Here is a 15,402-nt window from a genome sequence, read left to right as displayed (position 1 = left end):
GTGAGTTGTAGAAGATGAACTCGAGGATCACGCGGTGACCGCCCTGCTGTCCAGCACGACCACCCCGCTACACCACTATGAGGGACTCAACTTCCCGTGCTCCCTCGTTGAGTTAAGCAGTGAAGAATTGTTGACCAACGAGGGAGACCCATGAACGAGAAGTTCACCACCAAATCTCAAGAGGCCCTCACCGCTGCCGTCCAAGCGGCGACGGCCGCCGGCAACCCCCAGGTGACCACGGCGCACCTGCTGTCCGCGCTGTTAGAACAAGAAGGCGGTGTGCCGCTCGCGCTGCTCGAGGCGATCGGCGCCTCCCGCCAAGAGATCGGGGCGAAGGTCCGCAACGCGCTCGTCGCGCTGCCGAGTTCGACCGGCAGCTCGGTGAGCCAGCCGCAGGCCGACCGCGACCTGCTGAACGTCATCTCCGATGCGAGCGCGCGCGCCCGCACGATGGGCGATGAATACGTTTCCACCGAGCACCTGCTGCTCGCGATCGCGGCCTCACCCAGCAACGCGGGAACGATCCTCGTCGGCGCCGGCGCGCGCGAAGAGGTCCTCGCCCAGGTGCTGCCACAGCTACGCCCAGACCCCGTGACGAGCGCGGACCCCGAGGGCAGCTTCGAGTCGCTGAAGAAGTACGGCCGCGACCTCACCGAAGACGCGCGCGACGGCAAGCTCGACCCGGTCATCGGCCGCGATAGCGAGATCCGCCGAGTCGTGCAAGTGCTGTCGCGCCGCACGAAGAACAACCCCGTCCTCATCGGCGAGCCCGGCGTCGGTAAGACCGCCGTTGTCGAGGGCCTCGCCCAGCGCATCGTCGCAGGCGACGTCCCCGAATCGCTGAAGAACAAGCGCCTCATTTCGCTCGATATCGCGGCGATGGTCGCGGGCGCGAAGTACCGCGGCGAATTTGAAGAGCGCTTCAAGGCGGTCCTGAATGAGATCGCGCGCTCCGACGGTGAGATCGTCACGTTCATCGACGAACTGCACACGGTCGTCGGTGCGGGCAGCAGCGGCGATAGCTCGATGGATGCGGGCAACATGCTCAAGCCCATGCTCGCGCGCGGCGAGCTGCGCCTCGTCGGCGCCACCACGCTCGACGAGTACCGCGAGAACATCGAAAAGGACCCGGCGCTCGAACGCCGCTTCCAGCAGGTGTTCGTCGGCGAGCCGAGCGTCGAGGACACGATCGCGATCCTGCGCGGCATCGCGCCGAAGTACGAGGCCCACCACAAGGTGACGGTCTCCGACGGCGCCATCGTCGCGGCCGCGGAGCTGTCCGACCGCTATATCTCCGGCCGCCAGCTGCCGGATAAGGCGATCGACCTGATCGATGAGGCCGCCTCGCGGCTGCGCATGGAGCTCGATTCGTCCCCGATCGAGATCGACGTGCTGAATCGCCAGGTCGACCGGCTGCGCATGGAGGAGTCCTACCTGACTGAATCCGACCCCGATGATGAGGATTCGACGACGGTCGCCCAGCTAGAAAAGGTCCGCGCGGAACTTGCCGACCGCTCCGAAGAACTCAACGCGCTCACCGCGCGTTGGGAATCGGAAAAGGCCGGCCGCAACCGCGTCGGTGACCTGCGCGTGAAGCTCGATGAGCTGCGCACCCAGCTCGACCTCGCGATGCGTGAGGGCCGCTGGGAGGAGGCCGGCCGCCTGCAAAACGGCGCGATCCCGGGCATCGAACGTGAGATCGCCGAGGCCGAAGAGGCCGAGGACCGCTCCGATGAAGCTGAGCCGATGATCGCCGAGAAGGTCGGCCCCGCCGAAGTCGCGGAGGTCGTCGAGTCTTGGACGGGTATCCCCACCGGGCGCCTGCTGCAAGGCGAGATGGATAAGCTCCTCGCCATGGAAGACGTCATCGCCGAGCGCCTCATCGGCCAGCGGGCCGCGGTGCGCGCCGTTTCCGATGCCGTCCGCCGCTCGCGCGCGGGCGTCGCCGACCCGAACCGGCCCACCGGCTCATTCCTGTTCCTCGGGCCCACCGGTGTCGGTAAGACCGAGCTCGCGAAGTCGCTCGCGGACTTCCTCTTCGACGACGAGCACGCGATCATCCGGATCGACATGTCGGAATACTCCGAGAAGCATTCGGTCTCGCGCCTCGTGGGCGCGCCCCCGGGATACGTCGGCTACGACGAGGGTGGGCAGCTCACCGAGGCCGTGCGGCGTCGGCCCTACTCGGTTGTGCTGCTCGACGAGGTCGAAAAGGCGCATCCGGAGGTCTTCGACATCCTGTTGCAGGTCCTCGACGACGGCCGCCTGACCGACGGCCAGGGCCGCACGGTCGACTTCCGCAACACGATTCTCGTCCTCACCTCGAACCTGGGCTCGCAGTTCCTCGTCTCCGCCGAGATGAGCGAGGACGACAAGCGCGAAGCCGTCATGGGCGCGGTGCGGGCGGCGTTCAAGCCGGAGTTTTTGAACCGGCTCGACGAGATCCTCATCTTCGACCCGCTGACGCGCGATGAGCTCGCGAACATCGTCGACCTGCAGGTTGCCGCGATGGCCGAGCGCCTCAAGTCGCGCCGCATCAGCCTGGAGGTCACCGAACCCGCCCGCACGTGGCTAGCCGAAACCGGCTACGACCCGGCCTACGGCGCGCGTCCGCTGCGCCGCCTGGTGCAAAAGGAGATCGGCGACTCGCTCGCCAAGCTCATCATCGGCGGGAAGGTCGACGACGGCGATACGGTCCGGGTCGACGTCGGCGAGGGCGGGCTCGCCCTAGAAAAGATCGGCTAGATCAGATCGACGAGGTCCGCGATGGAATCGTGCACGTGCGCAGGCCGGTAGGGGAAGCGCTGAATTTCATCGCGGCTCGTCGAGCCCGTGAGCACGAGGTGGGTGAGTAGGCCCGACTCCATCCCCGCGAGGATGTCGGTGTCCATACGGTCACCGACGAGGGCCGTGTTCTCCGAATGCGCGCCGATCTTGTTCATCGCGTGGCGCAGCATGACCGGATTCGGCTTGCCGACGTAGTACGGAGCGCGGTTCGTCGCGTGCTTAATGAGCGCGGCGACCGATCCCGTCGCGGGCAGCGGGCCGTCCTTCGTCGGGCCCGTCGGATCGGGGTTCGTCGCGATAAACCGCGCGCCACCCAGAATGAGGCGCACTGCTTTCGTGATGGCCTCAAAAGAATAGGTCCGCGTCTCGCCGAGCACGACGAAGTCGGGGTTTTCTTCCGTCAGGACGAATCCCGCCTCATGCAGGGCGGTCGTCAGGCCCGCCTCACCGACGGCGAACGCGCGTCGCTCCTCGGACTGGCTGGCAAGGAAGGTCGCGGTCGCGAGCGCGGAGGTCCAGATCCGGTCCTCGGGCACGTTCAGGCCCGAGGACGCGAGCCGGGCCGAGAGGTCGCGGGGAGTGAAGATCGAGTTATTGGTGAGCACGAGGAAGGGCAGATCCTTCTCGCACAGTCGATCGAGGAACGCGGCCGCGCCGTCGATCGCATGTCCTTCGTGAACGAGAACGCCATCCATATCGGACAGCCATGCAGTGATCTCCTGTGTCATGTCTCCAGCTTAGGTGCGCGAAGTGAACAGAACGTGGGCCTCATGTCGCACAGGCGTGGATCGCTGCGAATCGGGCGGCATCCTAGACTGGCTCCATGATGCTTACCTCCACCGATGTTCTGCCCTGTGCTCCACTCCTAGGCGAGTGGAGCTTCGACTGCGGCCTCGTCGTGGTCGACCGCGGGGGAGTCATTCACACCGAGGGCAGTGTCAACACGGTATTCCCGTTCGCGTCCGTGACGAAGCCGCTCGCGGTCTATGCGGCGCTCATCGCGGTCGACCGTCACATGTTTGATCTCGACGCGCCCGCCGGGCCGCGGGCGCCGGAGGGGGCGACGATCCGCCACCTCATGGCCCACGCCTCGGGCCTGCCATTTGAGGCCGGGTATGCGTCCCAGCGCCCGGAGCGCCACCGCGTCTATTCCAATGTCGGCATCGAGATCATGGGCGAACAGTTCGAAGAGGCGACCGGCGTCGATATCCAGACGTGGACCGACGAGCAGGTACTCACTCCGCTCGGGGTAGTCGACGTCGAATTCGACGGCTCCCCGGCCTGGGGCGCGAAGGGCAGCGCCCGCTGCCTGGCCGAGATCGTGCGCGAATGGCTGAACCCGACGCTCGTGTCCCCGGAGATTTTCCGGGAGGCGACCTCCACGCAGTTCGCGGGCCTCGACGGCGTCGTGCCGAGCTATGGGCGGCACAAGGAAAACGCCTGGGGCCTCGGCTTCGAGATCCACGGGCAGAAGGACCCGCACTGGATGTCGACGCTGCACTCGCCGAAAGCGTTCGGGCACTTCGGGCGCTCCGGCTCCTTCGTCTGGGTCGACCCCGACCTCGGCCTCGCGGCCGTGTTCCTCGGGGAAAAGCCCTACGACGAGGAGCACCACGCCAAGTGGACTGACCTCAACGGCCGGATCGTCGCCTGCTACCGCAAGAACGGCCGCTAATTATTCGAGCTCCACGATCACGGGGACGTGGTCGGAGGCGCCCTTGCCCTTACGTTCGTTGCGGTCGATCTCCGCGCCGGTCACAAGCTCGGCGAGTGCGGGGGAGGCGAGCACGAAGTCGATGCGCATGCCCTGGTTCTTCGGGAAGCGCAGCTGCTGGTAGTCCCAGTACGTGTACTGCGTGACGCGCTCGCGCGTGACCTCGGTCAGGCCCGCGTCGAGGAACGCGAAGAACGCATCGCGCTCGGGCTGTGAGACGTGCGTCTTGCCCTCGAAAAACTCCATCGACCACACGTCCTCGTCGTGCGGCGCGATATTGAAATCGCCGACGAGCGAGATCTTGGCGTCGGGCCGCTCGGCAAGTTCGGCCGCGATGTGCTCCTTGAGGTTCGCGAGCCACTGCAGCTTGTAGGCGTAGTGCGGGTGGTCGAGCTCGCGGCCGTTAGGAACGTACAGGCTCCACAGCTCGATCGGCAGGCCGACCTTTTCGCCGACGATCGCGCGGATCGCGCGCGCCTCGCTGACCTGGTCATCGCCCCAGGCTGGCGTCTGGGGGAACCCGATGCTCGTTTCGCTCAGCCCGACGCGTGAGGCGATCGCGACGCCATTCCACTGGTTATGGCCGACCATCGCGACCTCGTAGCCTGCGTCGGTCAACTGTTGCCAGGGGAACTGATCCTCGCGGCATTTCAATTCTTGGATCGCCAGAACATCGATATCGCCGCGCTCCAAAAAAGCGGTGACGCGATCGATGCGGGTCCTAATGGAGTTCACGTTCCACGTTGCAAGCCTCATGTCGTCAGCATAGCGAGCAGCGCCACACGTAGATCTGGTGGATTTTGATCGATTGTGACGGAATTGTGTCGTGCGGGTTGGGATTTAATCCGCGCACGCCCTATTCTTGAGCTAGCGCGCCATGCCAGATCCCTCAGATCCCATCACGCGCGTAACCGCGAAACATCACCAACCATCGACGGAGAGGTCGACAACGATGTCAACAAAGAAGATTGGCCGTACCCCGGCCATGGTGGGCGCGCTGGCGGCAGCGTCGCTGATCCTCGCCGGCTGTGGCGGCGGTGGCAAGGCCACCGATCCCACCTCTGGCGCCACCACTGCCCCCGATGCCGGAGACGGCAAGGCCGTAGAAATCGAATACTGGCACCGCCTGCCCGATAAGGACGGCATGGTGAAGGTCCAGGAGTCCGTGGACCGCTGGAACAAGGAAAACCCGAACATCAAGGTGAAGGCCGTGAAGTTCGAGGGCAAGCCCCAGGAGTCCTACGCGAAGATCCAGCAGGCCGTGAAGGCCGGCACCGCTCCCTGCCTCGCGCAGGTCGGCTACGGCGAAATCGCCTCCGAATACGTTGCTGGCGACCTCATGGATGTCTCCGAGCACACCAAGGAGTTCGAGAAGAACTACTCCGCGGGTGCCATGGGCATGATGAAGCTGGGCGACGTGACGGTTGGCCTGCCGCAGGACACCGGCCCGCTCGTCTACGTCTACGACAAGGCCGCCTTCGACGAACTCGGCATTACCGCCCCGACCAACTGGGACGAGTTCAAGGCCGCCGCTGAGAAGGCCAAGGCCGCCGGCAAGTATATCGGCACCTGGCAGGCCGACGAGACCCAGTACCGCATGTCCGGCATGGCTGCCGCCGCGGGAGGCACCTGGTTCAGGGCCGAGGGTGACTCCTGGAAGGTCGACGCCAACGGCGAAGCCTCCAAGAAGGTCGCCGAGATCCAGCAGGATCTGCTCGACAACGACCTGATCTTGAAGATCGACCGCTGGTCGGATGACTTCACCGCCAAGCTGCTCGACGGCACCATCATCGGTACCGTGGCCGCCGCGTGGGAGCCCGCCTTCATGCTGGATGACTTCGACAAGGACGGAAAGCCCGCCGAGCTGAAGTGGCAGGTCGCGCAGCTGCCCGAGTTCAACCCCGGCACCCCCTCCACCGGCTCTGACGGTGGCTCCGGCATCGCCGTGATCAACGGCTGCAAGGCTCCGAAGGAAGCTGTCCAGTTCGCGAACTGGTACAACACCCAGGTTGACGATCTCGTCTCCCAGGGCCTCGTCGTCGCCACCAACCAGGGCGCCGGCAAGACCCCCGAGGCCTGGTCGAAGCACTTCGGTGGCCAGGATGTCTACGCTGAGCTCCTGAAGGCCAACGAAGCCATGAACCCGAACTTCCCCTACGCCCCCACCTGGCCCGCCGTGGGAACGAAGATGACCGAGATCGGTGGCAACGTTAAGGACGGCTCCGCCAAGGTCATGGATATCTTCGAGGCCGCTCAGAAGGAGTCGATTGACTCGCTGAAGGCCGCCGGAATCGCGGTATCCCAGTAATACGATCGAAGCATTGCGTGGGTTCGGCCCACGCGAGAGTTTGGAGGGGCCCACGCAATGACTGAACGATCGACCGATTCATCCTCGGCCGATAAGGCCGCAGCGCTCCCGGGACCGGCACTCATGCCGCCGGTCCCGGAGCTGGATGACAACACCAGAGACAAGGAACTGGAAAAGCGCAACCGCGCCGCCATCCGCGCACGGCGCCGCCGGGAAGCCCGCTTCGGATGGGCCTTCCTCGCGCCGTTCGCGCTCTTCTTCACCGTCTCCTTCCTCATCCCGATCCTCGTATCCATCAAAAGCTCGTTCTTTAAGGCGAAGCCGAAAGGTGGCGGCCTGTACGGTGGCGGCGAAACCGTCGACACCTTCGTCGGGCTAGAAAACTATGAAGAAGTCGTGATGAACGCCCGGTTCTGGAAGGGCATCGGACGCGTCCTGTTGTTCGGGGCCTTCCAGATCCCGGTCATGATCCTCGGCGCGCTCGCGCTCGCCCTGCTGCTCGATTCCCTGCTCGTGAAGCGAATCGGCGCCTATCGCCTCGGGTTCTTCCTGCCCTACGCGATCCCCGGCATTATCGCCGCCATGGTCTGGCTCTACCTGTACAACCCGCAAATGAGCCCCATCGTCTACGGCCTGCAGCAACTCGGCCTCGACGTGAATTTCTTTTCTCGAAACGTCATCTTGGCATCGATGGCCAACATGACGACGTGGACCTTCACCGGCTACAACATGCTGATCTTCCTCGCCGCGCTGCACTCGGTGCCGAGCGAACTCTATGAGGCCGCCCGCATCGATGGCGCGTCCGGCTGGCAGGTCGTCAGCAAGATCAAGATCCCGCTGCTGCGTCCGGCCGCGCTGCTCGCGGTGCTGTTGTCGATCATCGGCACGATCCAGCTGTTCAACGAGCCGACTGTCATGTACACGCAAAACACGTGGATGGGCGCCGACTACACCCCCATGATGATGGCCTACAACACGATGATGGGGCAGATCTCCCCGTCCGGCGCGGGCCCCGCCTCCGCGATCTCCATCGTCATGGCCGCAATCGCCGCGGTGCTCGCCGCCGTGTACGCGTTCGTTCAACGGAGGACTGACTAATGGCACGCACCGCGACGCTTCCCGACGGCCGCACCTACACCCCGAGCGTCGGCAACCACCCGAAGTCGCTCGACCCGATGCCGATCGCGAAGATCATCACGCGCATCATCCTCATCGTCGTTGCGCTCTACTTCCTCTTCCCGATCTACTGGCTGATCGTCTCCTCGACCAAGGACAACTCGGATCTGGTGACGACCTCCGGCCTGTGGTTCGCCGATAACTCGATCAAGCAGAACTACGACGGCCTGCTCGCCTGGTCGCGCAGCGAGTACTGGACCTGGGTCATGAACTCGATCATCTACTCGACGGCCGCTGGCGTCATCGGCACGCTGCTGAGCGTCTCCGCCGGGTACGGGCTCGCGAAGTTCAAGTTCCCGGGCCGCAATGCCATCCAACTCAGCGTGCTCGCCGGCCTGCTGCTGCCGATCGCACTGCTCACGGTCCCGCTGTACCTCGTCTTCCATGGCCTCGGCCTGACGAACACCATGGCCGCGATTATCATCCCGTCGTGTGTCTCGCCGTTCGGTGTATTCCTTGGCCGGCTTTACGCCGAGACCTCGGTGCCCGATGAGCTCATCGAAGCCGCCCGCATCGACGGGGCCGGGGAGTTCCGCATCTTCTTCACGATGGTGCTGCGCCTCCTTGCGCCCGCGATGGTGACGATCTTCCTGTTCATCTTCGTGGCGACGTGGAACAACTTCCTGCTGCCGCTCATGATGATCACGGAGAACAAGCTCAAGCCCGTCACGCTCGGTATGTACGGCATGATGGCGCAGAACAATACGCCCGACTACGGCTCGGTCCTCATGGGCTCGCTGTTCGGCGTCATCCCGCTCGTCGTGATCTTCCTGGTGCTCCAGCGCTTCTGGCAGTCCGGCCTCGCGGCCGGCGCGGTGAAGGGATAGCGCCGGGCCTACGATGGTGGCATGAGCCCTACCGGATCTGGACCCGCCCGACCCCTTGACGTCGCCCGCCGTGGCACCGCCCTCATCACGGGTGCGTCCTCGGGACTCGGCACTGAATTCGCGTGGCAGCTTGCTGCCGTCGGTCATGACCTCGTCATCGTGGCGCGCCGTGATGAGCGTCTCGCGCAGCTGAAGAACGAGCTCGAACAGGTCGCCGGGATCACCGTCGAAGTCATCGTCGCTGACCTCGCGACCGCCGACGGGCGAGCTCAGGTCGTCGAGCGGCTGCGCGATGAGTCTGCACCGATCGGGCTGCTCGTTAACAATGCCGGATTCGGCCTCGGGCAGCGCTTCATCGGCGGTAGCCTGGAGCGCGAAAACGAGGCCATCGAGGTCATGATCCGGGCCGTCATGGAACTCTCGCACGCGGCCGCGACCGCCATGATCCCGCGCGGGCGCGGCGCGATCCTCAATGTATCCTCCATGGTCGCGCAGACCGCCATGGGGACCTACGCCGCCGCCAAGGCATGGGTGAAGACCTTCACCGAGGCGCTCGCGGGCGAGCTCGAGGGCACGGGCGTCACGGCAACGGCCGTCAGCCCCGGCCTCGTGCGCACCGAATTCCACTCCGCGTCTGGCATGAAGGAAAGCGCCTGGCCCGAGTTCGGCTGGCTCGACGCCGAAGACGTCGTCGCCGATGCGCTCGCGGCCGTACGACGCGGGGCCGTCCACACGACGCCGTCGCTGCGGTACAAGTCGCTGCAGGGGATCATGAAGCTCGCGCCGCGCGCCCTCGTGCGCAAGATCGGCGGCCCGAAGATGTGGGAGCGGGCCATTGGCGATAAGTCCGCTACGGTGAGCCTCGCCGACCTGTACGACGTTGAGGGCGTGGAACAAAACGCCGCCGAGCGCGCGATGTTCTCCCGCATCCACCCCGCCGATCCGACCGAAGGTTCCTGGTTGAAAGACGCGGTCGGTGCTGCTGTCGGGTTCACGCCCGCGACGCTCCTGGGCCGCCGCTTTGAACGCTACGTACAGGTGCGCTTCGCGATCGAAAAAGCCTGGGTGTGCGAAAAAGACAACCACACCTGGGTCGGCGAGACCCTTCCTTGGGAAGACCCATACGCGGACCTCGATGATGAATACGCGCCGTCGAGGAACCCGTCGGATTGGGAGGAGACCTACGAACGGCGCGGACTCAATCGCTCGCAGTGGCTGGCGCTCGGTGAATACTTGGCCGCGGCATCCAGTCCGCTGACCGTTGGGTACTGGGAAGGCTACGGCGGCTTTACTGCCTCGGATACACCGCCGTCGCTGGTCGATCGCGTGGTGTCGTTGGTCTGCGGGCAGCCGCCGCGCTCGCGCGCCATGCTGACATGGGCTCCCGAAGGTGGCGGCGATGAGCGCGACGAGTGGGACGCAGAGGTGGCAGAGAGCATGCGTGCTGCTGCCTTGGGTGAGCTTCCGCGGTCGTTGCGCGACGGAGCAAAACTCGAGTTGCCCGATCGCTCACATATCCTGCTGACCTTCGACGATTGGGATGCGCTGTCCACTTATGTGGGGTGGGGGCATTTCGGACCTTGGTATCCGAATCTCATGTGGCCGGCGGACCGCCGGTGGGCGCTCGCGATGGATGTTGACAGTGGTTCGGTGATCATCGGCTGCAACGAGGCTCTGGCCGAACGGCTGGTGGCCGATGAACGGCTCTATGCCGAAGCCATCGGCGTCGATGAGACGGCGCTCGGCGACATCGATCCAGGGGATCCGACGCGGGATCCAATGCTCGAAGAGGACGATCTAGACTAGGGCCGTGACCATTAACGACACACCTAAAGCGCGCCTCGCCGAGCTCGTCAAAGACCTCGCGGTCGTCCACGGCGAGGTCACCCTCGCCTCCGGCATGAAGTCGGACTACTACGTCGACCTGCGCCGCGCGACCCTGCACCACGAAGCGGCTCCGCTCATCGGCCACGTCATGCTCGACCTCCTCGAAGAGTCGGGCTTCGCGCCCGATGACTTCGACGCCGTCGGCGGCCTGACCATGGGTGCCGACCCGGTCGCTGGAGCGATCATGCATGCCGCGGCCTCGCGTGGTCTCGCGATCGACGCGTTCGTCGTGCGCAAGTCGGCGAAGACCCACGGCATGCAGCGCCAGATCGAGGGGCCCTCGATCGAGGGGCGCCGCGTCGTCGTCGTGGAAGACACCTCGACCACGGGCGGCTCTCCCATCACCGCGATCGAAGCGGTCCGCGCCGCCGGGGCTGAGGTCGTCGCCTGCGCCGTTGTCGTTGACCGCGCGACCGGAGCCGGTGAAAAGATCAGCGCGCTCGACGTGCCGTACCTGTACGCGCTCGATTTGTCCGATCTGTCTCTGGCCTAGGATTTGGGAGCGTCAACCTGCGCAAAATGTGCCAGACTTACGCGTAGCAAAGTCGACCTGACTAAGGATTGATCATGGATCCCATTCCGCTTATTCTCGCGATCATCGGTGTCGTGCTGCTCGTTCTCATCCTGTGGGCGATCGTCACGTACAACGGCTTCGTCAAGCTCCGTAACAAGGTCGAAGAGGCATGGCGTCAGATCGACGTCGAGCTGCACCGCCGCCACGATCTCATCCCTAACCTCGTCGAAACCGTCAAGGGCTACGCGGCGCACGAAAAGGGTGTCTTCGACGACGTCACCCGCGCCCGCGCCGAGGCCGTCAAGAGCGGCTCCTCCCCGGCCCAGCAGGCCGAGCAGGAAAACGTCCTGTCCTCCGCGCTTGCTCGACTCTTCGCCGTCGCGGAGGCCTACCCCGAGCTGCGTGCGAACCAGAACTTCCAGCAGCTGCAAGCTGAGCTGACGAATACCGAAGACCGGATCGCCGCTGGCCGCCGCTACTACAACGCGAACGTGCGCGAGATGAACACCAAGCGCGAGACGTTCCCGCCCTCAATCATCGCCTCGATGTTCAACTTCGGCCGCGCCGAGTACTTCGAGACCGAGGATCCCGCCGTCCGCGCCTCGCCGTACGTTAACTTCTCCGCCGACCGCGACCGGTTCGACGCCGAATAAATGGCCGTCGGCCCATGGCCCGGGGGCCCAGACGCCTGGCCCACCGATCAGCGGTTCGACCCCGAACTGCTCGAACACGGGGATCGACGCAACGTCGAGGACCACTATCGGTACTGGACGATGGATGCCATCATCGCCGACATCGACCAACGGCGCCGCCCCCTGCACATCGCGATCGAAAACCTCGACCACGATTTCAACATCGGCTCGATCGTGCGCACCGCGAACGCGTTCGCGGTCGCGCGCGTCCACATCGTTGGTCGGCGCCGCTGGAATCGCCGCGGCGCCATGGTCACCGATCGTTACCAACACGTCGACCATCACGAGACTGTTGCGGGCTTTGACGACTACCTTGCCGCCGAAGGCATCTCACCTATCGGAATCGATAACGTCGAAAATTCGGTGCCGATCGAAGGTGCGACGCTGCCCGAAAAGGCCGTCCTGATTTTCGGGTCGGAAGCCCGTGGGCTATCGAGTGAAATGCGCGAAATCTGCCCGGTCATCCACCACATTACCCAGTTCGGCTCGACCCGCTCTATCAACGTCGGCCATGCGGCCGCAATCGCCATGTGGGCCTGGAGTATTCAGCACGCCGTTAACGCACCAGACACGTGATTGCGTTAGTGTAGCGCCAACCATGCACCACTTTCGGGTCGTGCCCATTACCCGTAGCCGTTGCCGCGCTCATCGCCGTTGCTGGCTGCTCGTCGAACGAGACCAAGCCCGCCGAGGACAAGGCGAGCGAGTCGCCCTCCGGCGAAGAGGGAAAGTCGGGCGAGAAGCTCAAGGACGCGGACGTGCCGGTCGCGCAAGGTAAGGGCACCGACACCCCGCACAGCGCCGTGAAGACGCTTTTGACCGCGATGTCCAAGAAGGACACCGAGCTCATGTGCAGCGTCGTCGAGAACGAGATTGTGACGGGCCGCGACGGCGATATCCCGTGCATGCAAGGCACGACCCAGGCACTCGCGGTCCGCAAGGGCGGCGAGTCTATGGATGACTTCAGCTACGAAGTGGTGGAAAAGAACGGCGAGACCTTCGTCAAGACGACCCGCGCTTCGGGCGGGGATGGGCTCGAGATGCGGGTCGTTCAAGACGGCGGCAAGTGGTTCGTTGCCTCGAAGCAGGACTAGTTAGTCCTTATCGTGCCCCTTGATCACCATCATCATGATGTTCAGGGCTGAGCCCGCGAACTTCACGGCCTGAATGGCGATGTTTTGCCGTCTGGCTAGGGTCTTCTTCGTCGGCAGGGGTACCTCCGGGTACTCCCGAATGACGGGGGACTCGCTCATATCGGTGCCTCCTTACTCCGGAATGAGGGACCAGCCCGGACGGGCCTTGGCCTTGTAGATGAACAGGTAGTGCAGCATCAGCTTCATCCAGTGGCCCGATAGCCCGATCTGGCCACGGGTGCCCTTGAGGTTGCGACCGCCGGTATCGGGGTACTTCTCGTAGTTCGGCACGACGGGGAACATCGTCATCGTCGCCGCCGAACCCTTACGCAAGCCCGTGCCCGACGAGGCGACGCACGCCGCGCCGAGGCGCGACATCGCGGCCTTGTGGGCGGCGTTCGGTTTGCCCTTGATGCGATCGACGATCGTCATCGCCACGGTCTTGCCCATGACGCCCGACGGCATGCCGGTGCGCGGCGGGGCCGGGGCGATGACGGTCCCGTTCGGGGACGTGCGCGGCTTCGAGATGCCGTGCGGCGGCGCGAACGCAATCCCGACGGCAAAGATGTTGCGGTAGCCGGGCACTTCGTAGGTCTCCGGCCAGTCCGACGCGCGCCACTGCTCGTACGGCTTTTGCGTGTAGTCACCGTCGACCCGCATGAAGCCGTTCGGGGCGAAGAGCTCTTCGGTGATATCGCTGCCGTCGCGGTCCAGTGCTGTGAGGCCCACGCCGCCAAACGGCGGTAGCAGCATCGCGAAGTCGAACTGCTGCGTGTGGTGCTCGCCGTCGAGGGTCTCGTAATGGATGACGCCCTTATCGACCTTCGTGACGTGCGCGCCGAGGATCGAAAAGACGTTTCGCTCGGTGAAGATTGACTCGGTCCACATCTGAGAGGACTGCTTAAATCCGCGCTCCTCAAACACCATGCCGTCAACGCCAAAGTCACCGAGCTGGGCCTCGTTCGTGAGGTAGATGAGTTCCGCGCGATCCCGCACGCCGGCTTCGCGCAGTTCGTGATCGACGTTGAAAACGTATTCGAAGGCGGCACCTTCGCACGTGCACATGCCGTGGCCCATGCCGACGACGAGAGTCTGCTTCTCGCCCGCCTTGAGCTTGGCGATCACCGCGTCGAGTTCGGCCGCCGCGTGGACAGCGTGATCGGCCGTGCACACGGACACCGAGTGGCCGCCGTCGGGGCCGAGGCCCTCGGTCGCTTCGAAGCGCAGCTTCGGGCCCGTCGCGTTGATGAGGTAGTCGTAGCGGAGGCGTTCAGTCTCGCCTTTGCGCTCGGGGGAGGTGTAGGTGACATCGACCGCGCCCTGCGGGTTTTCCTCATCGCCATTCGGCAGGATCGTCTTGGCCAGGGCCTGAACGAATTCGATGCCCTTCTTGGCGTAGACCGGTGCGAGGGGGAAGAGGACATCCTTCTTGTCCATCTCGCCAACCCCGACCCAAATGTTGGAAGGAATCCAGTTCCATTGGGAGTTGGGGGACACCACCGTGATGGTGTGCTCGTCACCGAGTTTTCTCTTCAAATGCAGGGCGGCCGTATGTCCCGAGACGCCGGCCCCCAAAACCACTACTCGTGCCACGCGTTCTCCTTTAATCGCCGGGTGGGTGAGGGGAAGTTTCCGTCCTTCCAGGATACCCCTACCCGTATCAAAAGAGTGGAGATGTTCCGCGGGTAAACACGGACCATCTCGCCTACTGGGCGTTGCTCGTCGTCCTCGTCGTCTTCATGGGTGATCGCGACGGTGACGGTGCCGTCGATTTTGCGTAGCTCGTCGAAAAGCACTTTCAGTGGATTCTTGCCCGAGAACCGCATTTGCATGCGCACGACGGGGTGCCTTCGCTGGACCGATAGCGGTCCGGGGACAGCACCTGGGTCGTGAATTGCTGCTGCGTCGCGATCTCGACGATCGAGCGCAGAATCCCACGCCCGTCCTCATACGTGACATCGATGAGGTTGTGCCGGTCGGCGGTCGGGAGCTTATCGACGAGGGGAGTGAGGACGACCAGGCTAAATAGGTGCAGGATCGTCAGAAGGATGGCAAGGCCCGCGAGCCCCGCGCCGCACGCCATACCGACCGCCGCCGTGACCCATACGGTCGCCGCGGTCGTGAGGCCCACGACGGTGTTGCGGCGCGTGAAGATCACGCCGGCGCCGATGAAACCGACGCCGGTGACGATCTGCGCGGAGATACGCGCGGGATCCTGCGGGCACGCCGTGCTTGAACGGGGCCTTGCCCGTGAGGAGGGAAGCGCGGGCGGGGGGGTGTCCCTATGGTGGTTGTCAAGCAGCTGCAGAGATTCGGGGCTCGTATAGCGTGCCTGTTTTCATCATCGCGTACATGACGTTCAGT

Annotated in this window: 15 protein-coding genes; 10 read left to right on the top strand and 5 right to left on the bottom strand. The window is 64.5% G+C overall.

Features of this window, described 5'->3' with window-relative positions:
* Nucleotides 1–150 precede the first annotated feature (150 nt).
* Nucleotides 151–2,745: an ATP-dependent chaperone ClpB gene (gene clpB, locus BSZ39_RS09890; protein ID WP_073717170.1), complete on the top strand. Its 2,595-nt coding sequence runs from the start codon at nucleotides 151–153 to the stop codon at nucleotides 2,743–2,745.
* Here the strand turns inward: clpB and BSZ39_RS09885 are convergent.
* Entirely contained in the window at nucleotides 2,742–3,515 is a 774-nt protein-coding gene (locus BSZ39_RS09885; protein ID WP_073717169.1) for an HAD-IIA family hydrolase, read from the bottom strand. The two genes, clpB and BSZ39_RS09885, sit on opposite strands and share 4 nt — an antisense overlap.
* Before the next feature lie 95 nt (nucleotides 3,516–3,610).
* Here BSZ39_RS09885 and BSZ39_RS09880 point away from each other — a divergent pair, with 95 nt between their 5' ends.
* Nucleotides 3,611–4,462: a serine hydrolase domain-containing protein gene (locus tag BSZ39_RS09880; protein WP_083603209.1), complete on the top strand. Its 852-nt coding sequence runs from the start codon at nucleotides 3,611–3,613 to the stop codon at nucleotides 4,460–4,462.
* Here the strand turns inward: BSZ39_RS09880 and BSZ39_RS09875 are convergent, their stop codons facing one another.
* Nucleotides 4,463–5,257, bottom strand: coding sequence for an exodeoxyribonuclease III (locus BSZ39_RS09875; protein ID WP_073717168.1), 795 nt, complete (start codon nucleotides 5,255–5,257; stop codon nucleotides 4,463–4,465).
* Nucleotides 5,258–5,453: 196 nt separating this feature from the next.
* Here BSZ39_RS09875 and BSZ39_RS09870 point away from each other — a divergent pair, with 196 nt between their 5' ends.
* From BSZ39_RS09870 to BSZ39_RS09835, 8 genes are all read left to right on the top strand, one after another.
* Nucleotides 5,454–6,809, top strand: coding sequence for an ABC transporter substrate-binding protein (locus BSZ39_RS09870; protein WP_073717167.1), 1,356 nt, complete (start codon nucleotides 5,454–5,456; stop codon nucleotides 6,807–6,809).
* Nucleotides 6,810–6,866: 57 nt separating this feature from the next.
* A complete protein-coding gene (locus BSZ39_RS09865) occupies nucleotides 6,867–7,907 on the top strand; it encodes a carbohydrate ABC transporter permease (protein ID WP_425425685.1) in 1,041 nt (346 codons plus the stop codon).
* A complete protein-coding gene (locus tag BSZ39_RS09860) occupies nucleotides 7,907–8,812 on the top strand; it encodes a carbohydrate ABC transporter permease (RefSeq protein ID WP_073717166.1) in 906 nt (301 codons plus the stop codon). Before BSZ39_RS09865 ends, BSZ39_RS09860 begins: the two co-directional genes overlap by 1 nt.
* A 21-nt stretch (nucleotides 8,813–8,833) precedes the next feature.
* Entirely contained in the window at nucleotides 8,834–10,618 is a 1,785-nt protein-coding gene (locus BSZ39_RS14925) for an SDR family NAD(P)-dependent oxidoreductase (protein WP_073717165.1), read from the top strand.
* A 4-nt stretch (nucleotides 10,619–10,622) separates the two neighbouring features.
* Entirely contained in the window at nucleotides 10,623–11,192 is a 570-nt protein-coding gene (gene pyrE / locus BSZ39_RS09850; RefSeq protein ID WP_073717164.1) for an orotate phosphoribosyltransferase, read from the top strand.
* A 74-nt stretch (nucleotides 11,193–11,266) separates the two neighbouring features.
* Nucleotides 11,267–11,866 carry a LemA family protein gene (locus BSZ39_RS09845; RefSeq protein WP_073717163.1) on the top strand — a complete coding sequence of 200 codons (600 nt, stop codon included), beginning with the start codon at nucleotides 11,267–11,269 and terminating at the stop codon, nucleotides 11,864–11,866.
* Nucleotides 11,867–12,481, top strand: coding sequence for a TrmH family RNA methyltransferase (locus BSZ39_RS09840; protein WP_073717162.1), 615 nt, complete (start codon nucleotides 11,867–11,869; stop codon nucleotides 12,479–12,481).
* Between the two features lie 182 nt (nucleotides 12,482–12,663).
* A complete protein-coding gene (locus tag BSZ39_RS09835; RefSeq protein WP_073717161.1) occupies nucleotides 12,664–12,999 on the top strand; it encodes a hypothetical protein in 336 nt (111 codons plus the stop codon).
* On the opposite strand, the gene BSZ39_RS14055 is transcribed toward BSZ39_RS09835, so the two are convergent.
* The 3 genes from BSZ39_RS14055 to BSZ39_RS09820 all read right to left on the bottom strand — a co-directional run bounded on the left by BSZ39_RS14055 (nucleotide 13,000) and on the right by BSZ39_RS09820 (nucleotide 15,340).
* Complete coding sequence (locus BSZ39_RS14055; RefSeq protein ID WP_169829090.1) at nucleotides 13,000–13,158, bottom strand: hypothetical protein; 159 nt, start codon at nucleotides 13,156–13,158, stop codon at nucleotides 13,000–13,002. It abuts the gene before it with no gap.
* Between the two features lie 12 nt (nucleotides 13,159–13,170).
* Nucleotides 13,171–14,631 carry an NAD(P)/FAD-dependent oxidoreductase gene (locus tag BSZ39_RS09830; RefSeq protein WP_073717160.1) on the bottom strand — a complete coding sequence of 487 codons (1,461 nt, stop codon included), beginning with the start codon at nucleotides 14,629–14,631 and terminating at the stop codon, nucleotides 13,171–13,173.
* A 205-nt stretch (nucleotides 14,632–14,836) separates the two neighbouring features.
* The gene (locus tag BSZ39_RS09820) at nucleotides 14,837–15,340 is read right to left on the bottom strand and encodes an MgtC/SapB family protein (protein ID WP_281247133.1); all 504 of its coding nucleotides are present in this window, start codon (nucleotides 15,338–15,340) and stop codon (nucleotides 14,837–14,839) included.
* Nucleotides 15,341–15,402 lie beyond the last annotated feature (62 nt).

Origin of the sequence: Bowdeniella nasicola, assembly GCF_001907295.1 — a bacterium.
GTDB classification, from domain to species: domain Bacteria; phylum Actinomycetota; class Actinomycetes; order Actinomycetales; family Actinomycetaceae; genus Bowdeniella; species Bowdeniella nasicola.
This window is presented reverse-complemented; position numbering and strand designations above follow the sequence as displayed.